The organism is Variovorax brevis (genome assembly GCF_030317105.1).
Classification (GTDB): Bacteria; Pseudomonadota; Gammaproteobacteria; order Burkholderiales; family Burkholderiaceae_C; genus Variovorax; species Variovorax brevis.
Genome location: NZ_JASZYG010000008.1, coordinates 178,364 through 198,198, shown reverse-complemented (window position 1 = coordinate 198,198; position 19,835 = coordinate 178,364). Strand labels below are relative to the sequence as shown.

Below are 19,835 nucleotides of genomic sequence, written 5' to 3'. Positions count from 1 at the left end.
ACCCGGCGAGCGCTGCAAAAGCATCAGCGCCTGACGCGGATCATGCCCTCCTGGGCGGTGGATGCGACGAGCCGGCCGTCGCGCGTGAAGATGCTGCCGCGGCACAGTCCGCGCGCGCCGCCGGCGCTGGGCGAATCGACGGCGTAGAGCAGCCAGTCGTCCATGCGGAAGTCGCGGTGGAACCACATGGCGTGGTCCAGGCTCGCGGGCCGCACCTTGCCGCTCATGAAAGTCAGGCCGTGCGGGTTCATCGCGGCGCGCAGCAGGCTGTGGTCGGACGCGTAGGCGAGGATCGCACGGTGCACGACGGGGTCGTCGGGCAGCGGCGCAATGCAGCGCATCCACATGAGCGAGTGGGCCGGACGCGGCTTGGGTGCGAGCAGGTCGGGCGGGTTCACCGTTCGCATTTCGAGCGCGTGCGGCAGCAGGCCCTTGGCACGCCAGCGTTCGGGCAGCTTGTCGCCCAGCGCAAAGCGGCGTTCGAGGTCGGTGGGCTGCGATTCGGGCGGCGGCGCGTCGGGCATCGCGATCTGGTGCTCGACGCCGTCATCCTTCGTCTGGAAGGACGCGGTCATCTCGAAGATTTCGCGGCCTTCCTGGCGGGCGACGACGTGACGAGTGGTGAAACTGCGCCCGTCGCGCGCGCGATGCACTTCGTAGTCGATGGGCGCGTGCTCGCCGGGCAACAGGAAGTAGGCGTGCATGGAGTGCACGGCGCGGTCGGCTTCGACGGTGCGGCTGGCGGCGACAAGCGCCTGGCCCAGCACCTGCCCTCCGAACACGGCCGGCGAGCCGAGGTCTTCGCTTTGGGCGCGGAAGCGGTCTTCGCCAGTGGATTCGAGGTGCATGAGCGACACGAGCTCGGCGACAAGGCGGGCCGCAGAGGCGGAATCAAGGACGGGGGCGGCGGAATCGGTCATCGTGGCGCTGATTTCTTGGAGGATGCACCTTAGCAAAGATCTGCTCTGAATGTTGTCGCTTGGTGGTCAGCGGCGATGCCCGGTGGCGCGGCGGGCGGCGGGCGGCGGGCGGCGGGCTCGCAGGGGCAGAAAATTCCTGCGCATGGCTTCGAAACGTTCCCGGCACGCATCGGTCGCGCCTCGCATACGTTTGGTTGACAAACGATTCCAATTGAGATTCGTCAGTTCACACACGGACTGCCACCCTTTCAACGAACCAAGAATCCGATATGTCCTGCCTTACATGCAGCGCCTCAAGCTCCGCCAGCATCGACGTGTGTTCGGCGTGCGATTACCCTTCCGTCGCGCCGGACGCCGCTGTGGCCATCGTTCGCCAACCACGGCGTCAAGCGCTGCAGCCCGCGTCTTCGCTTGCGAAGCGGCACAGCATGGGCACGTGGGTGCTCGTCGGCCTGTTCGTGGCAGGCGCGCTTCAAGGCATGTGGCACCTGGCCGCTGGCATGTCGGCGCCGGCCAATGCACCGGCGGTGGTTCAGGACCTCCTTCGCCATCCGACGACTTTCGACCTCGCCGTCAGGCTGTTCGGCGTCGGATGCAGCATCACGCTGGCCTGGCTGCTTTTCAACCTGAGCGTGTGGACCGTCAACGTGCTCTGGGTCCATGCAGGCACGAGCTTGTTTGCGTCGATCCTGCAGTTGATGTTCATGGAAAAAACGGCCTCGACGTGGGCCATGCTCGGATGGTGGATGCCGTTCCTGGTGAACGTCGCGTACTGGGCCGTGGTGATCTGGTACGTGCATCAGCTGAAAGCACAAGGGCGACTGCGCTGAGCGTACGCACCCACGCAGCCCGGCAGAAAAGCTCAACCCACCCAAACCCCATCAGCCGCCAGCTTGGCCTGAAGTGCCCCAACATCCGCACCAGCGAAAGTCGCACTCCCCAGCGAACCAGCGGCCGTCCCCGCCGCCTGCCCCATCACAAAACAGCCACCGCTCGCACGTGCAGCCGACTGCCCCTCGTGCGTCATCGAAGCGCAGCGCCCGGCCACCAGCAGGTTGTCGATGCCATGGGGTACCAGCATGCGCCACGGCAGCTGGTTGAAGCTGTTGGCTTCATCGCGCGGAAAGCGCCATTCGATGCGCCCGTCGGCGTGCAGTTCCATGGGCCATGCGTTCACGCCGATGGCATCGTCAAAGCGCGCTGATGACAGGATGTCCTCGCCGCTCAACGCATACACGCCCTGAATGCGCCGCGTCTCGCGGATGCCCACTTGCGGCGCGATGTCGACGATGGCGGACTTCTCGAAGCCTGGCACCTCGGCCTTGAGGAAGCGGAAGTACTCGGCAATCTGGCGGCGCCCTTCCACTTCGCCGTCACTCAGTTCGCGCGCATCGACGCCGTTCATCGCCTGCCCTTGCGCATTGCGGATCTGCGTCACGTTGGCGCGCCACTCGCGCGGATCGATCTGTGGCCGCAGGATGGCGCCTTCGCGCGGAAAGTCGTAGGCCTCGGGGTCGCGTGCCCGCGCCCTGTCCATGAAGTCGTTGATGGCCTTGAACTCGCCCACCGCCGCGAGTGCGCGCCCGGCGTCCACATGGCCCACGCGAAACATCGTGGTCGGAAACAGGCTGCTGCCGTGGCCATCGCCGACTTCAAAAGGCACGCCGGCAAAGGCTGCGACATCGGCGTCGCCCGAGCAGTCGATGAAAGCGGTGGCACGGATGGCTTGCCGCCCTGACTTGGTCTCGACCACCAGTGCCTCGATGCGCGCACCGTCCTTGACGACCGCCGCGGCCCACGCATGAAAGAGCAGTTGCACGCCCGAAGCGAGCAACAGTTGGTCGGCCGCGCACTTGTACGCCGACACGTCGTAGGAGCGCACGCGAATGCGCCCGCCCATGCCGTCCTGCGGCTTGTTCAGGCCGCCAAGGGCGTCGATGCGCGCCAGCAGGTCGTCGGCCACGCCGTGCACCAGCTGGGTCATCTCGCCGTTCCTGCGGCCGTAGAGTCCGGCGAAGTTGGTCACGCCGCCAGCCGTGCCCATGCCGCCCAGGAAACCGTAGCGCTCGACCAGCAGGGTGCGCGCACCGTGGCGCGCCGCGCTCACGCTGGCGGCGATGCCCGCGGGCCCGCCGCCGATGACGACGACGTCGAACTCGCCGAAGACGGGCAGCGTGCGCTGCGGCTCGATGATGGGCGGCCGGGTCGTCGTCATTCGATCTTGATGCCCTTCGTCGAGATGATGCGCGCCATGATCGCCGCTTCTTCCTTCACGCGCGTGCGCATGCCATCGGGCGAGGTGCCCACCGCCTGCCAGCCCTGATCCAACAGGCGCTGGCGCACTTCGGGCGTCTTCATGATCACCGCCAGTTCGCGGCTGATGCGCTCCTGCGCGGCCTTCGACAGGCTGGCCGGGCCGAGCAGCGCGGTCCACACCTCGAGGTTGAAGTCGCGCACGCCGATGTCCGACAGCGGCGGCACTTCAGGCACCAGCGCGCTGCGGCCACTGGTCAGGCCGATGGCCTTGAGCTTGCCGGCCTTGACCTGCGGCATCGCGACGCCGGGCGGAATCAGCGCCATTTGCACCTGGCCGCCCAGCATGGCCGTCACGACCTGCGGGTTGCCGGCGTAGGGCACGTGCATCGCCGTCATGCCGGGCACGCGGCTCTCGAGCAATTCCATGCCGAGGTGGCCGACCGAACCGGCGCCGACGGAGCCGTAGTTCCAGGTGTTGCCGCCCTTGCGCGCCGCATCCAGGAAAGCGGTGCCCGATGGCAGGTTTGCCGGCGCCACCAGGATCAAAGGTGCCGTGGTCAGCAGCGAGAGGTAGGTGAAGTCCTTGGCCGGGTCGTACGGGAGCTTGGGAAAGAGCAACTTCGAAGAGGTGAGGTTGCCGTTGATGACCACGCCCAGCGTGTGATCGTCCGTGGCCTTGGCGACATAGTCGGCGGCGATGTTGCCGGAAGCGCCTGGCTTGTTCTCGATGACGACAGGCTGGCCCAGTGCCTTGCCCAGCGGCTCGGCGATGGTGCGCGCGGCGATGTCCGGTGTCGAGCCGCCAGGAAAGCCGACGACGATGCGCACCGGCTTCGTGGGCCACGCTGCCGCGCCTTGCGCAAGAGCGCCGGCGGCGGGCAGCAGCGCGCCGAAAGAGGCGGCGCAAAGGGTGAAGAGAAAAGCTCGTTTGTTGTTCAGCAAAGGCATCGTGGTCCCATGGGAGTTGGCGTCAGTCGAGGCTGATGTTGCCCCGCTTCACCAACTCGCCATAGACCTTCGACTTGGCTTCGGCGTTGCGCGCGATCTCTTCCGGCGACCAGGCGAGCGGCTCGAACGCAAAGGTGTCGAAGCGCGCGCGAATGTCGGGGTCGGCGATCACTTTGGCTACATCGGCGTTGATTTTCGCCTTGATTGCCGCCGGCACGCCCTTGGGCGTCAACAAGGTGACAAAGGAGTTGACCTCCAGCCCGGCCGGACCACCGGCCTCGGCGATGGTGGGCACGTCGGGCATCTGCGGCACGCGCTTCGTCGTGGCCACGGCGATGTAGCGCAGCTTGCCCGCCTTGTAGATGCCCTGGCTCGAAGGCAGGCTTGCAAAGCTCCACTGCACTTCGCCGGAACCCACGTTGGCGTAGAGCTGCGACACCTCCTTGTACGGCACGTGCTGCATGTGCGTGCCAGTGAGCGCTTCCAGCTGTTGCGCGCCCAGGTGGCCGGGGCTGCCGACGCCCCACGAGCCGTAGACCAGTTCGCCGTTCTTCGCCTTCGCGGCGGCAATGAGGTCGGTCATCGACTTCCAGCTGGAATCGGTGGGCACCGCCACGAAGAAGGGCGTGCGAAAGAGGGACGCGACCGGGTCGAAATGCTGCAGCGGCACGAATCCCTTTTGCTTGTAGAGGTGCGGCAAGGCGGCGATGTGTTCGCTGTCGAGTTGCAGCAGGGTGTAGCCGTCGGGCGCTGCGCGCTTGGCCTGGTCGATGGCGATGAAGCCGCCGCCGCCCGGCTTGTTGTCCACCAGCACGCGCTGGTTCCACAGGCGGCCGAGCTTGTCGGAAACGAGGCGCAGCACGGCGTCCGGTCCGCTGCCGGCGGCGAAGGGCGTGATGATGGTGACGGGCTTGGCTGGGTAGTCGCCCGCCGCGGGTTGCGAGAACGCGGAGGCGGTCAACAGTGCAGCGGCAAGGCCGGCGAGCGAGAGGCGGAGTTTCTTCGTCATTGCGCGATTCCTGCGAGGTCTCTGGTGGTGGTCGTTGTGTTGGAAGCGGAAACAGGCGGGGTGCCGGACACCGGGCTGGCGTCATCCAGGCAGCGCTCAGGTGTCCACGCGTAGAGCCATTCGACGGCGTCGTAAAAGCGTTCCGGGGTGCGGCCCACCCAAAGGCTGTTGCGCACCAGGCGCTCCACGCCCTGGGCGTGATAGAGCCGGCCCATCTCGCGCACCGACAGCACGACACGTGCCGTGCGCGCAACCCGCGCTTCTTCGTAGAGGCGGAAGGCGCGGGGCAGGTCGTCGACGCCATCTTCATCGCGGCAACGCTGCACGGCGGCCCCGAGCGTCACGGCGTCTTCCAGCGCCATGCAGGCGCCTTGCGCGAGGTACTGCATCATCGGATGCGCAGCGTCGCCGAGCAGCGTGGCGGGTCCGCGGCCCCATTGCGCGACCGGGTCGCGGTCGGCGGTGCTCCAGCGGCGCCACGACGTGGGGCGGTCCAGCAACTGGCGCGGACGCGCGTGGATGCCTTCGAAGTACGACAGCACCTCTTCCTTGCTGCCTTCGCTCACGCCCCATTCTTCCTTGTCGCGGCTGTGGAAGGTGACGACCAGGTTGTATTGCTCGCCGTCGCGCAGCGGGTAGTGCACCAGGTGGCAATTGGGGCCGGCCCACACCACCGGGGCGTTCATGCGCAGGTCGGCTGGCATGTCGGCGGCGGGTACGACGGCGCGGTACACGACGTGGCCCGAAACGCGCGGCGCATCGCCCAGCAGGTTGGCCCGCACGACCGACTTCACGCCGTCGCAGCCAACGACCGCCGCGGCGGTAAACCGGCGCCCGTCGCGCGTGATGGCTTCCACGCGCTGATCGCCGATCTCCAGGTGCTCGACGCTCGCCGAGGTATGAAAGCGGATCAGCGGATGCTGCTTCACCGCTTCGTAGATCGCGCCGTGCAGGTCGGCGCGATGGCTGACCGCATAGGGGTTGCCGAAGCGCTTGCGAAAGGCCTCGCCCACCGGCACCGAAGCGACTTCGCTGCAATCGACGGCATCCATCATCACCAGCCGCTCGGTGAACACGGCCTTGCGCCGCACCTGCGCGCCGACACCCAGCGCGTCGAGTGCCGCGAAGGCGTTGGGGCCGAGCTGCAGGCCCGCGCCGATCTCGCCGATGCTCGCGCTTTGCTCCAGCAGTTCGACCGCGATGCCCAGCCGCGCGAGGGCCAGCGCCGCTGCGAGACCGCCGATGCCGCCGCCGATCAGCAGGACGGATGTTGGGGAGGCTTTGTTCATGGTGGTGCTTCCTTGCTTGCGTTCAGACGATGGCCACGCGCAGCGGGGTGAGCCCCGCGATGCGCACGTCGATGGTTTCGCCGCGCTGGACGGCGCCCACGCCGTCCGGCGTGCCGGTGAAGATGACATCGCCCGGCTGCAGTTCGAAGAGCGTCGAAAGATTGGCGATCACTTCGTCGACCGACCAGATGAGATGGCTCACGTCGCTGGACTGGCGCGTCTTGCCATCGACCTCGAGCGTGATCGCGCCCTGGAGTAATTCGCCGATGTCCGATCGCTTGTGGATCGGGCCGATGGGCGCGGAATGGTCAAAGGCTTTGCCGATTTCCCACGGCCGGCCTTGCTCGCGCATCTTGATCTGCAGGTCGCGGCGCGTCATGTCCAGGCCGACGGCGTAGCCGTAGATGTGCTGAGCCGCATCGCCCGCGGCGATGTCGCGGCCGCCCTTGCCGATGACCACGACCAGTTCGGCTTCGAAGTGGTAGTTGGTGGTGAGCGCCGGGTACGGAATGCGCGCGGTTTCACCGGCCGGCACCGGCACGATGGACGAATCGTCATTCGGCTTGCAGAAAAAGAAGGGCGGCTCGCGGTCGGGGTCGAAACCCATCTCGCGGGCATGCGCCGCATAGTTGCGGCCGACGCAGTAGACGCGGCGCACCGGGAACAAGTCGGCAGAACCGGCGATGAGCAGGCCCACGACGGCGGGCGGTGAAACGACATAGGACATGAAGGCTCCAGCCGCAAGCTGCGGCGCAGGTTGAAAGGAAGACCGGACACGCCGGCGAAATCGCGGATCAGGGAAAGGCTTCGCGCAGCACACCCATGGCCTGCTGCACCGGACGATCGGAAAAGCTGAAGAGCACCGCGTCTTCGCCCGCTTCCAGGCGCAGGGGCGCCCACGAGGGCACGACGAAGGTGTCACGCGGGCCGAAGTCGAAGCGCTCGTTGCCGATGTGCGCGGTGCCGCGCCCTTCGACCACGCTGTAGATGCTGCCGTCCGTCACGCGATGCGCCTTGCCTTCGAAGCCGGCTGGCAATAGTTGCAAAAAGGTGGCGATGGTCGGCATGGGGGAGCCGCCCGTCAGCGGATTGATGTAGCGCAGCTTGTGGCCCATCCATGCATCCGGCGCTTCGCTGCACTGCAATTGCGCCAGCGCTTCACGGCTGCGTGCGTAGGGGTAACTGAAGATGGGCGATGTCGGCGATGCGTGGTCGTGACGCACCGGCACCATGTTGTGGCCGAAGCGCGCAAAGCTGTGGCCCTCGGGGCGCGCGACGTGCTGCACTTTGGACGAATCGTTCTCCGCAAAGCCGGCATCGAAAAAGCGCACCATCGGGATGTCGAGCCCGTCGAGCCAGACCACCGGTTCGCTCACGCCTTCGATGCCTTCGTTGCCGTGGTCATGCCAGGCCCACGACGGCGTGATGATGAAGTCGCCGGGGTACATGGTGGTGCGCTCACCGCCGACGGTGGTGTAGGCACCCTTGCCGTCGACGATGAAGCGCAGCGCCGACTGCACGTGGCGGTGCGAAGGCGCCACTTCGCCGGGCATGATGAGCTGCAGGCCGGCGTAAAGCGATTGCGTGATCGACGAACGGCCGGGCAACGCCGGGTTCTCCAGCACGAGCACGCGGCGAACGGCCTCTTCGGCGGTGATGAGTTCTGCCGATTCCATCAGCAGCGGGCGGATTTCGTCATAGCGCCACAGGGCCGGCACGCAGGGCGTTTGCGGTTCGCGCGGCACCAGGGCGTGGAGCTCTTCCCACAGCGGCGTGAGGCTCAAGGGGCGGATGCGGGCGTAGTAGTCACGGCGTTCGGCGGCGCGATCGGATGCTGCTGCTGCGGCCCGTGGGGCGGTGTTCATCGATTTGTCTCCTGCGTTGGAGGGCATTGTTCGCCGCCCCCACTATTTGCTCAAGCGATGGCGACAATACGCAGAATCTTCTATTTCAATAGTGGTGGCACGCATGGCAGGACTGGACCTGGAATGGATCGCGGTATTCGACGAGGTCTACAAGAGCGGGAGCGTGTCGAAGGCGGCCGACCGGCTGGATCTCTCGCAGTCGGCGGCGAGCACCGCGCTCAACAAGCTGCGCGCGCACTTTGATGACCGGCTGTTCGTGCGCACCGCTCAAGGCATGCTGCCGACGCCACGGGCGCAGGAAATCCATCCTTCCCTGCGCGAAGTGCTTGCGCAACTCGACAGGGCGCGCGGCAGCGGCGTTAGCTTTGATCCAGCCACGGCGAACCGGCGGTTTCGCATCTGCCTGACGGACATCAGCGAGGTGGTTCTGTTGCCTGCGCTGCTGGACCATCTGCGCCGTGCGGCGCCGGGCATCCGCATCGAGACGGAGATCGTGTCGAACGGCAGCGCGCGGCGGCTGGAAGATGGCGAGGTCGACCTGGCGGTGGGCTTCATGCCGCAGCTCGACGCGGGCTTCTACCAGCAGACGCTCTTCAAGCAGAACTTCGTGTGCCTGGTCGCCAGGGACCATCCGCGCATTGGCGCTACCTTGTCGATCAAGCGCTTTTCAGCCGAGGCGCATGCGGTGGTGTCGTCCTCGGGCACTGGCCACGCCATCGTCGACAAGACGATCGCGCGCAAGCGCATCGAGCGCAACGTGGTGGCGCACCTGTCGAGCTTCCTGGGCGTGGCGCGCATCGTGGCGCGCACCGAGCTGATTGTGATCGTGCCGCGCGTGCTGGGCGAGGTGCTTTCGACGCAAGAAGCCGTCAAGCTGATCGAGCCGCCTTTTGAGCTGCCGGCCTATGCGGTGAAGCAGCATTGGCACGAGCGCTTTCATGCCGATGCGGGGAATGTGTGGCTGCGGCGCACGATGGCGCAGTTGTTCTCCGGCCACGCGTCAGCGGCGCCGGCATCGCCGCCCGCGCCCCTGGAATCCGCAAGGAAGCGAGCGCGCACGGGCCGGTCAAACGCATAATTGTTTCCAATTCCACGGCTCGCGAACGACCATCATGTCCTCGATCACCCTGCGCTTCCTGGCTGAACCCAGCACCGTCAATTTTGGCGGCAAGGTCCATGGCGGCACCGTCATGAAATGGATCGACGAGGCCGGCTACGCCTGCGCCACGAGCTGGTCCAAGCGCTATTGCGTGACGGTGTTCATCGGCAGCATCCGCTTTCACCGGCCGATCATGATCGGCGACCTGGTGGAGGTGGAGGCGCGCCTGGTGTTCACCGGCTCCACGAGCATGAACATCTCGGTGGAAGTGCGCAGCGGCGACATGAAAGGCGGCGCGATGAACAAGACGACCGAGTGCCTGATCGTGTTCGTGTCGGTCGATTCGCATGGGCGGCCGTTGCCGGTGGATTCGTTCACGCCGGCTACGCCGGGGGAGATGGCGCTCGCTGAGCGGGCGAAGAATCACCTGGAGGCGAGCCGGGCGGCCGGGGGCGGATAGCGCGTTTGACAGCGCAGTGTTCGGGGCTCTTCGGGGAGCGCCCGGAATGCAGTGGCTGCTGTCTTGCTCCCTCCCCCTCCGGGGGAGGGCCGGGGTGGGGGCACCGCCCCTTTCAACCGTTCCCGACCACAGTCCCACTCACCTCACCCAATCCAATCCGCACAGCCCCATCCCGCTCGCAGTAGCCCCGCAGAATCAGCGTGTCCCCGTCCTCCAGAAACCCACGGCGTTCCCCATTGGGAAGCGTGATCGGATTCTTCCCGCCGGTCGTCAGCTCAAGCAGCGATCCAGCCTGATCCGCCTTCGGCCCCGACAACGTCCCGGACCCCAGCAAATCACCAGGCTGCAGGTTGCACCCATTCACCGTGTGGTGCGTGATGAGTTGCGCCACCGTCCAATAAGCCGCCTCCACCGCATTGCCGCGCGTCAGGCGCGTGGCCCCTTCACCGGCCTCGCGCATCTTTGCAGTCTGCAGCCAGACTTCCAATGTGATGTCGAGCGCACCACTCTCGCGATTGGCGGGTGAGTCAAGGTACGGCAAGGGTTGCGTGTCTCCCTCGGCGCGTTCGAACTTCGCACGGAAAGGCGCCAGCGCTTCGGTGGTCACGATCCACGGCGACACCGTGCTCGCGAAATTCTTCGACAGGAAGGGCCCGAGCGGCTGGTATTCCCACGGCTGGATGTCGCGTGCCGACCAGTCGTTGAACAGCGTCACGCCAAACAGGTGTTCTTCCGCGCGCTCCATCGGAATCGGCTCGCCCAGTTCGTTGCCGCCCGCGATGAAGAAGCCCAGTTCAAGTTCATAGTCCAGCTTCTGCGTCGGGCCCAATGCCGGCACATCGGTGGCGCCCTTGATCTGCCCCTTGGGTCGCTTGAATTGCTGCCCGCTCACGCCGATGGACGATCCGCGTCCGTGATAGCCGATGGGTACCCACTTGTAGTTGGGCAGCAGCGGGTTGTCAGGGCGGAACTGCTTGCCGACCGTCGTCGCGTGATGCACGCTCGTGTAGAAGTCGGTGTAGTCGCCGATGCGGCAAGGCACGTGCAGGGTGACGGCCGATGCGTCGACCAGCGCGTCTTCCCATTCAGCCCGCTTGGCACTGCCTTCACTCAGGCCTTGCGAGATCGCGGCGCGCAGTGCGCTGCGCGCTTGCGGCGAGGCGGCCATCAACACATTCAAGTCGTCGGTGTCGACCAGCTTGGCGCGGCGCAGGTCGAGGATCTTGTCGCCGATGGCCACGCCGATTCGGCGTTCGCCGTCCGCGCCCTGGCTGAAGGTGCCGAAGGGCAGGTTCTGGATCGGGAAGTCACAGCCTGCGACGTTGGCCGATGCGACCCAGCTGCGCAGCTTCGGATCGTGGGTGGCGTTGAGTTGTGCGTTGTTCATGATGCTTTGAATTGGTCTTTCAGGCCTGCCCAGCAGTCGGCGTAGGCGGTGTCCAGGGCCGGGCTGTTCAGCGCGAACCCGGTGGGAATGAAGCGCATGCGGCTCTCGAACATGAAGGCGAGTGTGTTGTCGAGCTTCTGCGGCTTGAGATCGGAGTGGCTGGCCTTGTCGAAGGCTTCTTCGTCCGGCCCGTGCGGCACCATGCAGTTGTGCAGGCTCGCGCCACCGGGCTTGAAGCCGCCGGGCTTCGCGTCGTATTCGCCGTAGACCAGTCCCATGAATTCGCTCATGAGGTTGCGGTGGTACCAGGGCGGACGGAAGGTGTCTTCCATCACCAGCCAGCGCGGCGGAAAGATCACGAAGTCGCAGTTCGCGGTGCCGGGCGTGTCGCTCGGCGCGGTGAGCACGGTGAAGATGGATGGATCGGGATGGTCGAAGCTGATCGAGCCGATGGTCATGAAGTTGGCGGTGTCGTACTTCACCGGCGCGAGGTTGCCGTGCCACGCCACCACGTTGAAGGGCGAGTGGCTGGTCGGCGCGGACCAGAAGCGGCCGCTGAATTTCTTGACGAGTTCGTACTCGCCGCCGTCGTGTTCGTACGCAGCCACCGGCGCCTGGAAATCACGCGAGTTGGCCAGGCCGTTGGAGCCGATGGGCCCGAGTTCGGGCAGTCGGAACTGCGCGCCGTAGTTCTCGCAAAGGTAGCCGCGCGACGGGCCGTCGGGCAGCGCCACCTTGAACACGACGCCGCGCGGCACCAGCGCGATCTCGCCCGGCTTGACTTCGAGCACGCCCATCTCCGAGGTGATGACCAGGCGGCCCTGCTGCGGCACGAAAAGAATCTCGCCATCCGCATTGACGAAGGCGCGGCGCTCCATCGAGCGCGTGGCCAAGTAGATGTGCGCCGCAACGCCCGATTGCGCTTCCGCATCGCCATTGGCGGCCAGCGTGTGCACACCATCGATGAAGTCGACGTCCGCCTTGTCGTCGAGCGGAATGGGCGCCCAGCGCAGCGGCTCCGGAGGCATCGGAATGGCGCGATCGCCGCCCGTCGTCCAGTTCGGCTGTGCGTAGGGTTGATAGCGACCGGCCACCACCGAAGGCTGTCGGCGGTACATCCACGTGCGGCGGTTCTCGTGGCGCGGCGCGGTGAAGGCGGTGCCCGAGATCAGCTCGGGATAAAGGTCGAACGGCGCGCGCTGCGGGCTGTTGCGCCCTTGCGGCAAGGCACCCGGCACGGCCTCGCTCGCGTACTCATTGCCGAAGCCGCTCTGGTAGCTGCGCTCCGTGGTGTGGGATGAACTCATGGCATGGACTCCAGACAAGGAAATGGATCAGCTCTCGCGCGCCGCCTGCAGCGCTTCGCGCAGGACGGACATCGAGCCGATGTGGTTGGCCAGCAGCAGCACGAGGCGCGCGTTGAGCGCGTTGCTCTCGTCGTTGCTCAGGCCTTGGTGCGTTTCGATCAGCGCTTCGTAGAAATCGTCGGGCGCTTCGAAGTTGGGTTGGGTGTTGAGTGCTTGCATCGCGATGTTTCTTTCAGGCCGTTGCCATCACGTTCGCGGCGGCGCGGGCGCAGGCGCGATCCATCGCCGTGCGGACGGCGTCCACGTCGGCGCGTCGCCAGCGTGCGCACACGTGCTGGTCCGGGCGCAGCAGGTAGACGGTGCCGGGCTGCGCGTCGTAGCGCGCGGCGGCAAGGGCATGGGCGTCGTCGAGCGGCACCTGCACGACGTGCGCGAGCGGCGCCAAGGCATCGACCACCGCGTCCCTGGCATCGCCGAACACCAGCAGGTTGAACCGGTGTGGCGACAGCGTGCGCAGCAGCCATTCGGGCTTGCCGTCGGCTCGCAGCAAGGGCGCATCGATGGCAGCCGCGCCGGGCACCATGGCACCGCGAAATGCATCCGCGTCGGGCGTGCTCAGCGGTGAATCGCGCAGGGTCGTCGCAGTCGACAGGCGTCCGCTGTTGACCAGCGTGCGTGCAAAGGCGTACTGCTTGCACAGCGCCAGAACCGCATCGCGGAACAAGCGGCTGATGTCGCTCTTGGGTGTGATGAAGTCGGTGGCGCGCGTGGAGTGACGAATGTTCTCGTCGGCCGCGAATTCGCGCTCGCTTGCATAGCTGTCGAGCAATGCGTCGGGCGCGTCGCCCCGCAACACCGCGGCGAGCTTCCATGCGAGGTTTTCCGCGTCCTGCACGCCGGAGTTCGCACCGCGCGCTCCGAATGGCGACACGCCGTGCGCCGAGTCGCCGGCGAACAGCACACGGCCGTGCCGAAAGCTTTGCATGCGCTGGCAGGCGAAGGTGTAGACGCTGGCCCAACCGATGGTGAACTGCGTGCCCTCGTGGCCGATGCTGTCGAGCAGCGCGCGCATGCGCGGGGCGATGCGCTCGGGCTTGCGCTCTTCCACCGGGTCGGCGTCCCAGCCGAGCTGGAAGTCCACGCGCCACATGCCGTCGGCCTGCTTGTGCAACAGCACGCTTTGCCCGGGATGGAAGGGCGGCGCGAACCAGAAGCGGCGCTCCACGTCCAGGTGCGCGTCCATCGTGATGTCGGCGATCAGGAAGCGGTCGCGGAAGATGCGGCCCTTGCTTTCCTGGCCGAGCAGCGCACGCAGGTTCGAGCGCGATCCGTCGCAGGCGATCACATGGCTGGCCGCCAGTTCATAGGGGCCGTCGGGGGTTTCAATGGTGAGCACCGCATGCTGGGCGTGCTGCGCAATGCCGACCACCTTGTTCTTCCAGCGCAGGTCGACGTTCGGCAAGCCGGCAGCGCGCTCGGCGAGGAAGCCTTCGACGTAATACTGTTGAAGGTTGATGAACGCCGGGCGTTCGTGCCCTGTTTCGGGCAGCATGTCGAAGCGATAGACCTCGTCGGCGCCGAAGAAAACACGGCCCACTTTCCACGACACGCCCTTGTCGACCATGCGCGTTGCGCAGCCCAGGCGATCGAAGACTTCGAGCGTGCGCTTGGCAAAGCAGATCGCGCGGGACCCGCTCGAAAGCTGGTTGCCGGCCTCCAGGAGCACGACCGGCACTTGCTGCAGCGCCAGGTCGATGGCCAACGTGAGGCCGACAGGCCCGGCGCCGACCACGACCACGGGATGCTTCACGGGCGTCAACGCGTCCTGGTCCGCGTGGCGCACGTAGTCGAAGCTGAGCGCCTGGTAGTCGAGCGGCGATGCGGCAGCCGCCGCCAGTTCCTTGATGTGCATGCTGGACTCGCTTCTTGCGTCAGCCGCCGGTCAGGATTCGAGGGTCTTCCACATTTCCACGTCCCGCTCGGCCGTCCAGATGCGCGGGTCGGCGTGCCGCGTCACTTCGTCAAAGGCGCGTGACACGTCGAACGGCATGCAGTGGTCGAAGATGACCCAGTGGCCATACTTGGGCTTGAGCGCGGCATAGACGTCCTTGTAGACGGCATTGAGGTCCTTGCCGTTCTTCACGCCGGCCTGCACCGCCGCATGCATGTCGGCGATGAAGCTGCGCGTGCCGGCCAACCCGGCGGCCACTTGCCCGGGCGTCGTCAGCGCGTCGCCGCGGCCGGGCACGAGCGCCACGGGATTCATCGCGGCGATGTTGTCCAGGGTTTGCGGCCAGTCCTTGAAGTAGGCGTCGCCGGCGTATGGCGTGGCGTCGAACTCGACCAAGTCGCCGGAGAACAGGATCTTTTGCTGCGGCAGCCACGCCACCGTGTCGCCCTTGGTGTGTCCGCGGCCGAGCTGGATGAGCTGCACTTCGAGCTTGCCCAGCCAGATCGACATCGTTCCCGAGAAGGTGATGGTCGGCCAGGTGAGCCCCGGCGGCACCGATTCCACGGCCTGGAACAAGCGCGGAAAGCGGCCGATTTCGCTCGCCTTGTCCTGCTCGCCGCGCTCGACGATCAGGTCGTAGGTGTCGCGGCTGGCGATGATGTGCTGCGGCTTGTAGCCCGAGGCGCCCAGCACGCGCACCGCGTGGTAGTGGCTGAGCACGACGTATTGGATGGGCTTGTCCGTCACCTCGCGGATGCGGCGGATCACGTCCTGCGCCATCACCGGGGTGGCCTGCGTGTCGATGACCATCACCGCGTCGTCGCCAATGATGACGCCGGTGTTCGGGTCGCCCTCGGCCGTGTACGCGTACGCGTTGTCCGAAAGCTTGGTGAAGCTGACCTTTTTCTCTTCGAGGTCGGCTTGGCTGGCGAAGGCTTTGGCGGGCTGGCTCATCGTGCGTGTCTCCTGCGTTGGGGTTTTGGCGTTCGTCTAAACAAAATGAATTTGCACTGAACGAATGGACGGAGTGTAGGCCGAAGATCAGATAATGTCTAATGCTTTTTCCATACGCGAATAAACGAGGTGCTTGATGGCCAATGACAACGACCGTGCGCAACGCGGCATCCAGAGCATCGAGGTGGGCGGCCAGTTGCTGCGCGCGCTGGTGCATCACGGCCGCCCGATGGCGCTCAAGGACCTCGCAAGGGACGCGGACATGTCGGCCGCCAAGGCGCATCCCTACATGGTCAGTTTCGGCCGATTGGGCTTGATCGAGCAAGACCGTTCGAATGGCCACTATCAGCTTGGGCCCTTGGCGCTGCAACTGGGGCTCATCAGCTTGCAGCAGGCCAACCCGGTGCACGTGGCGACGCCGCTCATCGCGGAGCTGGCGCAGGAAATCGGGCAGACGGTGGCGATCGCTGTGTGGGGTGCGCGCGGCGCGACCATCGTGCGGATTGCAGAGTCGCCCGCGCCGGTGCACGTCAACATGCGGCATGGCACGGTGTTCTCGCTCACCAACACGGCGTCGGGGCGGGTGTTCGGGGCTTACCTGGATGCTTCAGAGGTTCGGAGGTTGCTCGAAGGGGAGCGCCAGCGCGAAGACGCCCATCATGAAAAAAGCGAGCCGGGCATGCCGCCACGGGCCGCCCTGCCGGAATGGAAGGCTTTCGAAGCCCAGTTGCAGGAAGTGCGCAAGCATGGCCTGAGCCGGTCGGAAAGCGAGGTGATTCCGGGCATCAACGCGATGTCGGCGCCCGTGTTCGACCACACCGGCGCCATCGTGCTGGCCCTCACCGGCATCGGGCCGGCGGGCATTTTCGACACGGCGTGGGATGGCAAGCTGGCGCGTGCCCTCAAGCGTTGCGCTGACGAGGTGTCACAGCGCCTGGGCGCACTGCAGCCGCGCAATAGTTGAGCGCGCGAGGTCCGAACAGCCTCAGGCCATGAACCCGACGTCCTTCGGGTAGTCGATGCCGTTGGCGGTGACGCCGAAGTTCTTGAGGTTCGGCAGGATGCCCGGCAGGTTCGCTTCCGAAATGCCGAACCACTTGGCGAGCGTCGCTGCGTACTGGTCGACGGACGTGGACGGAATCAGGCGCCCGCCGCCCACGTGGCCTTCGTAGCCCGGCAGCGCGGGGTTGCTGTTGATGCTCACCACCGGCGGCGTGCCGTAGATCTTGTCCTTGCCCTTCACCGCGCCGCCGACGACGAAGTGGTGGCTGCCCCAGCCGTGATCGGATCCGTCGCCGTTGGAAGCGAGCGTGCGGCCGAAGTCCGAGGCGGTGAACTGCGTCACCTGGTTCGACAGGCCCAGCGCAACCATTTCCCTGTGGAACTGCGTCATGGCGGTGCTCAGGTTGCCCAGCAGTCGTGGTTGCTTGGCGATGAGGTTGTCGTGCAGGTCGAAGCCGCCCATGGACACGAAGAACACCTGCCGCCTGGCGCCCAGCGTGGAGCGGCCCCGGATGAGGCGGGCCACGATTTCGAGCTGGGATGCCAGGTCGTTGTCCGCGCTGAAAGCGTTGGCGGGGTATGGCTGGCCCATGGCGTCCGTGACGATGCCTTCCGTGGCGATCGATCTCCGCGTGACCGCGTTGTACTCGTTCTCAAGCAGGTGGGTGCGCTGCTGCTGGACGATCTGCGCCAACGCCGCACTCACGGATCGTGAGGAAAAGATGGCCCCGTCCTTGATGCCATGGATCGCCACGGCCCCTGCGGAACTGAGCTGGTACTGCATGGCGGTGTCGCCGGACAGGAACACGGCGTTGCCGGTCACGGAAATGCAGGTGAACAGCGCGTTGGTGTTCTGGCCCAGCACCAGGTCGCCGATGTTGCCGCCCCAACCGATGGTCGATCCCTCCGGCGAGGAGGACTGCCAGATCGACTGCTGGTCGTTGTGCGAGAAGAGCTTGGGCGGAACGTCCCGCGAGCCGTCGCGGACTTGCCTGCGCGTGATCGGCTCGACCAGCGAGCCGACGTTCAACAGCACCGCAACCTTGCCTTCGTTGTTGTAGAGATGGGCCATGTCAGCCATCGACGGATGCAGCGCGAATTGCCGTCCATCGGGCAAAGGATTCGTGGGCTTGAGGAGCGTTGGCGTGAGCGCGGATCGGGGGATGGCGATGCCGCCTTGACCCGGGGCACCGCCGCGAATCTGGCTGTACGCGTTGTAGCTGGGTTCGTCGTAGGTGACGACGGTGTTGGCTTGGTCGTTGCCGCCCAGCAAGAAGACGCAGACGAGGGCTTTGTAGTCGGTGGCCGTCTGCGCGGCCGCCTCTGCCATCGCAGCCAGATTGAGGGCGAAGGGCAGCGCCGCGCCCGTCATCGCGAACTGGCCCGTGCGGCGAAGGAAGGCTCGACGTGATTGGTCTTGAGGATCGATCAACTGCATGGCATGCGCCTCATTTCTGGATCAGGTATTCGGCCGAAGCCATGACCAGCAGCACCGCCGAGCAGATGCGGTGGAGCTTGAGCGTGTCGGAGCTCGCCGCGTTCAGCGCGGGCGTCGCCAACGCATTGACGATGAGCCCGCGCGTGGCTGCGGAGAGCTGGTTGGCGCACAACAGCAGGTTGAGCCGGTCCACGAGCGCCCCGGCATTGAGCACGAGCGCCTTTTCGGCGGTATAGCGGGCGATCACATCTCCGGTGTAGGGGCCACCCAGCACCACGCGCTGCATGTAGTTGATGTAGCCGGCGACGGTCGTTTCGTTGACCAACTGGAACTCTGGCGCCACCAACCTGGCACGCGCAATGGCGGTGGATGGCGGGACGTAGCCAGGTCGGAAAAAATTGAACACGGATGGTGCGCGCAGCGGGCTTTGACCGAGCTGGGACGCTGCGTTGGACGCGTTGCCGATGTTCCAGTTGCCAGACAAGGACGTCGCACCAAAGGTGCGCGCCCACTGGACCATCCGCAACATGGGCTCGCGAAGTCGCCCGAATTTCGGGTCAGTCGGGCCTTTTGGATCGCGCGCTTCGTTGTCCAGCAACACGGCGGCGAACACGCTCTTCATGTCGCCGCGCACGCCGGCACCGTTGTCGGCAAATACCGCCGCCACGCGGCCGACGTAGTCAGCGCTCGGGTTGCTCGTGACGAGGCGTTGTATGAGTTGTTTGCCGATGAACGGACCGACGTTGGGATGCTTGAACAGCGTGTCCAGGGCCATCTTGAGCGCTGTCTTGCCATCCGTGTTGGCGGGCACCGTGGCACCCAGGAACCTGGCTTCCAGCGTCGAATGCCGGGAGGCGTCGAAAGACATCGGCCGGCGCGTCCATGCGTTCGTCTCGATACGGATGGATTGGCCGGGGACCGCGAAGGCATTCTTTTCGCCGCTGGCAATGTTGAGGTCGTACCCCGTGAAGACCCGCGCCAGATTGCTGACATCGTCTTGCGTGTAGCTCGGCAGCCTGGTCACGCCATCGGCGGCTGTCTTGGCGTTGCCCTTGGCGTCGAGCTGGTAAAGGCCAATCGTCATGAGCTGCATGACTTCACGCGCGAAGTTTTCGTCAGGCTCGCGCCCCTGCGCGTTTTCCTTCTGGTTGCCCCGCGTATTGAGGAAGGCGCCCATGGCCGGATTGAGCGTGACGGCTTCCAGCAGGGAACGAAAATTACCTGTCACGCCCGCCACCAGGATGTCCCAGTAGTGCGCCACCGCGTGGCGGATCCAGTTGACGGCAATGCTCCCGATCGAGATCACGAAGATCTCGCTGAGCGCGAGTGCCATGCGCTTGCGCATCCCGTCGCTGGACGCGATGAGCTGCGCCCACAGCATGTTGTCGCCGACGTCCGCGTTGTAGGGCTTGCTCGCGATCCAGTCCCAGCCGCCTTGTGTTTTCGGGATGGAGAACTGCTCGCTCAGCCAAGCCGCGTAGCCCTTGGCACGCACCGCAGCAATCTCAGCCGGCAAGGCGGACATCTGCGCCTGCAGCAGGAAGCGGGCGGCTTCGGCGTCGGATGCGGGCGTCCGGTAGGCGTAGGTTCGGCCAGTTGGCGTGGAGACCAATGGAGCCAACACGGTCGCACTGCCAGAGGCCTTGGGGCCGCTGACTCCGGAGCCGTTCAGCGCATCGGCGCGGGCGTCGGATTCATCGCTGGCGCCGCCGCTGTCGCCACTGCCTCCGCCACCACCACCGCACGCCGCCATGGCCACTGACGTGGCCGCCACCGTGGCCGGCGCAAGCCACCCGCCGGTCGATGCAGGCACCGGTTGATCAGCCGATAGTGGTTGCGCGCGCGCAATGTCCTCGACCGCGTTGAGGCGGTCGCTCTTTTTCTTTTGAAACACCAAATCTCCCCTGTGCGCAGCACTCGCCTTGAATAGGCAAGCGCCGTGCCGAGGCG

The 19,835-nt window shown here is 65.9% G+C and carries 18 protein-coding genes; 4 read left to right on the top strand and 14 right to left on the bottom strand.

What is annotated here, in order from left to right; all coding sequences use genetic code 11:
• Positions 1-23: 23 nt before the first annotated feature.
• Positions 24-920: an acyl-CoA thioesterase gene (locus QTI66_RS24810; protein WP_286562714.1), complete on the bottom strand. Its 897-nt coding sequence runs from the start codon at positions 918-920 to the stop codon at positions 24-26.
• A gap of 428 nt (positions 921-1,348) precedes the next feature.
• Here QTI66_RS24810 and QTI66_RS24805 point away from each other — a divergent pair, with 428 nt between their 5' ends.
• Positions 1,349-1,750 (top strand): hypothetical protein, encoded by a 402-nt coding sequence (locus QTI66_RS24805; protein ID WP_286562713.1) that lies wholly within the window; start codon positions 1,349-1,351, stop codon positions 1,748-1,750.
• A 32-nt stretch (positions 1,751-1,782) separates the two neighbouring features.
• Here the strand turns inward: QTI66_RS24805 and QTI66_RS24800 are convergent, their stop codons facing one another.
• From QTI66_RS24800 to gtdA, 6 genes are all read right to left on the bottom strand, one after another.
• Complete coding sequence (locus QTI66_RS24800; protein ID WP_286562712.1) at positions 1,783-3,135, bottom strand: FAD-dependent oxidoreductase; 1,353 nt, start codon at positions 3,133-3,135, stop codon at positions 1,783-1,785.
• On the bottom strand, positions 3,132-4,124 hold the full coding sequence (locus tag QTI66_RS24795) for a Bug family tripartite tricarboxylate transporter substrate binding protein (RefSeq protein ID WP_286562711.1): 993 nt from the start codon (positions 4,122-4,124) through the stop codon (positions 3,132-3,134). Before QTI66_RS24795 ends, QTI66_RS24800 begins: the two co-directional genes overlap by 4 nt.
• A gap of 22 nt (positions 4,125-4,146) precedes the next feature.
• Complete coding sequence (locus tag QTI66_RS24790; protein WP_286562710.1) at positions 4,147-5,133, bottom strand: Bug family tripartite tricarboxylate transporter substrate binding protein; 987 nt, start codon at positions 5,131-5,133, stop codon at positions 4,147-4,149.
• Entirely contained in the window at positions 5,130-6,422 is a 1,293-nt protein-coding gene (locus QTI66_RS24785) for a 3-hydroxybenzoate 6-monooxygenase (protein ID WP_286562709.1), read from the bottom strand. Before QTI66_RS24785 ends, QTI66_RS24790 begins: the two co-directional genes overlap by 4 nt.
• A 22-nt stretch (positions 6,423-6,444) precedes the next feature.
• Complete coding sequence (locus QTI66_RS24780; protein WP_286562708.1) at positions 6,445-7,149, bottom strand: fumarylacetoacetate hydrolase family protein; 705 nt, start codon at positions 7,147-7,149, stop codon at positions 6,445-6,447.
• A 67-nt stretch (positions 7,150-7,216) separates the two neighbouring features.
• On the bottom strand, positions 7,217-8,287 hold the full coding sequence (gene gtdA, locus QTI66_RS24775; RefSeq protein WP_286562707.1) for a gentisate 1,2-dioxygenase: 1,071 nt from the start codon (positions 8,285-8,287) through the stop codon (positions 7,217-7,219).
• A 103-nt stretch (positions 8,288-8,390) separates the two neighbouring features.
• Here gtdA and QTI66_RS24770 point away from each other — a divergent pair, with 103 nt between their 5' ends.
• Positions 8,391-9,365, top strand: coding sequence for a LysR family transcriptional regulator (locus QTI66_RS24770; RefSeq protein ID WP_286562706.1), 975 nt, complete (start codon positions 8,391-8,393; stop codon positions 9,363-9,365).
• Positions 9,366-9,399: 34 nt separating this feature from the next.
• Entirely contained in the window at positions 9,400-9,846 is a 447-nt protein-coding gene (locus QTI66_RS24765; protein WP_286562705.1) for an acyl-CoA thioesterase, read from the top strand.
• Between the two features lie 112 nt (positions 9,847-9,958).
• On the opposite strand, the gene fahA is transcribed toward QTI66_RS24765, so the two are convergent.
• From fahA to QTI66_RS24740, 5 genes are read right to left on the bottom strand one after another with little or no spacing between them, the layout of a single operon-like run.
• Positions 9,959-11,233 (bottom strand): fumarylacetoacetase, encoded by a 1,275-nt coding sequence (gene fahA / locus QTI66_RS24760; RefSeq protein ID WP_286562704.1) that lies wholly within the window; start codon positions 11,231-11,233, stop codon positions 9,959-9,961.
• Positions 11,230-12,540, bottom strand: a complete 1,311-nt coding sequence (gene hmgA / locus QTI66_RS24755) for a homogentisate 1,2-dioxygenase (RefSeq protein WP_286562701.1) — start codon at positions 12,538-12,540, stop codon at positions 11,230-11,232. Before hmgA ends, fahA begins: the two co-directional genes overlap by 4 nt.
• A gap of 27 nt (positions 12,541-12,567) precedes the next feature.
• Positions 12,568-12,759, bottom strand: a complete 192-nt coding sequence (locus QTI66_RS24750; protein WP_286562700.1) for a DUF2783 domain-containing protein — start codon at positions 12,757-12,759, stop codon at positions 12,568-12,570.
• Between the two features lie 13 nt (positions 12,760-12,772).
• A complete protein-coding gene (locus QTI66_RS24745) occupies positions 12,773-14,452 on the bottom strand; it encodes an FAD-dependent oxidoreductase (RefSeq protein WP_286562699.1) in 1,680 nt (559 codons plus the stop codon).
• 30 nt (positions 14,453-14,482) lie between these two features.
• A complete protein-coding gene (locus QTI66_RS24740) occupies positions 14,483-15,445 on the bottom strand; it encodes an MBL fold metallo-hydrolase (protein WP_286562698.1) in 963 nt (320 codons plus the stop codon).
• A gap of 133 nt (positions 15,446-15,578) precedes the next feature.
• Here QTI66_RS24740 and QTI66_RS24735 point away from each other — a divergent pair, with 133 nt between their 5' ends.
• Entirely contained in the window at positions 15,579-16,409 is an 831-nt protein-coding gene (locus QTI66_RS24735) for an IclR family transcriptional regulator (protein WP_286562697.1), read from the top strand.
• Positions 16,410-16,430: 21 nt separating this feature from the next.
• Here QTI66_RS24735 and QTI66_RS24730 read toward each other — a convergent pair whose 3' ends face one another.
• Complete coding sequence (locus tag QTI66_RS24730; protein ID WP_286562696.1) at positions 16,431-17,885, bottom strand: DUF1501 domain-containing protein; 1,455 nt, start codon at positions 17,883-17,885, stop codon at positions 16,431-16,433.
• A gap of 10 nt (positions 17,886-17,895) precedes the next feature.
• Positions 17,896-19,779: a DUF1800 domain-containing protein gene (locus QTI66_RS24725; protein ID WP_286562695.1), complete on the bottom strand. Its 1,884-nt coding sequence runs from the start codon at positions 19,777-19,779 to the stop codon at positions 17,896-17,898.
• Between the last annotated feature and the right edge of the window lie 56 nt (positions 19,780-19,835).

Coding starts and splice junctions, on each gene's coding strand:
- QTI66_RS24810 (WP_286562714.1), bottom strand. CDS start 920: ATGACCGATTCCGCCGCCCCCGTCCTTGATTCCGCCTCTGCGGCCCGC.
- fahA (WP_286562704.1), bottom strand. CDS start 11,233: ATGAACAACGCACAACTCAACGCCACCCACGATCCGAAGCTGCGCAGC.
- QTI66_RS24795 (WP_286562711.1), bottom strand. CDS start 4,124: ATGCCTTTGCTGAACAACAAACGAGCTTTTCTCTTCACCCTTTGCGCC.
- QTI66_RS24780 (WP_286562708.1), bottom strand. CDS start 7,149: ATGTCCTATGTCGTTTCACCGCCCGCCGTCGTGGGCCTGCTCATCGCC.
- QTI66_RS24765 (WP_286562705.1), top strand. CDS start 9,400: ATGTCCTCGATCACCCTGCGCTTCCTGGCTGAACCCAGCACCGTCAAT.
- QTI66_RS24745 (WP_286562699.1), bottom strand. CDS start 14,452: ATGCACATCAAGGAACTGGCGGCGGCTGCCGCATCGCCGCTCGACTAC.
- QTI66_RS24800 (WP_286562712.1), bottom strand. CDS start 3,135: ATGACGACGACCCGGCCGCCCATCATCGAGCCGCAGCGCACGCTGCCC.
- QTI66_RS24740 (WP_286562698.1), bottom strand. CDS start 15,445: ATGAGCCAGCCCGCCAAAGCCTTCGCCAGCCAAGCCGACCTCGAAGAG.
- QTI66_RS24790 (WP_286562710.1), bottom strand. CDS start 5,133: ATGACGAAGAAACTCCGCCTCTCGCTCGCCGGCCTTGCCGCTGCACTG.
- QTI66_RS24805 (WP_286562713.1), top strand. CDS start 1,349: ATGGGCACGTGGGTGCTCGTCGGCCTGTTCGTGGCAGGCGCGCTTCAA.
- QTI66_RS24730 (WP_286562696.1), bottom strand. CDS start 17,885: ATGCAGTTGATCGATCCTCAAGACCAATCACGTCGAGCCTTCCTTCGC.
- QTI66_RS24770 (WP_286562706.1), top strand. CDS start 8,391: ATGGCAGGACTGGACCTGGAATGGATCGCGGTATTCGACGAGGTCTAC.
- hmgA (WP_286562701.1), bottom strand. CDS start 12,540: ATGAGTTCATCCCACACCACGGAGCGCAGCTACCAGAGCGGCTTCGGC.
- gtdA (WP_286562707.1), bottom strand. CDS start 8,287: ATGAACACCGCCCCACGGGCCGCAGCAGCAGCATCCGATCGCGCCGCC.
- QTI66_RS24785 (WP_286562709.1), bottom strand. CDS start 6,422: ATGAACAAAGCCTCCCCAACATCCGTCCTGCTGATCGGCGGCGGCATC.
- QTI66_RS24750 (WP_286562700.1), bottom strand. CDS start 12,759: ATGCAAGCACTCAACACCCAACCCAACTTCGAAGCGCCCGACGATTTC.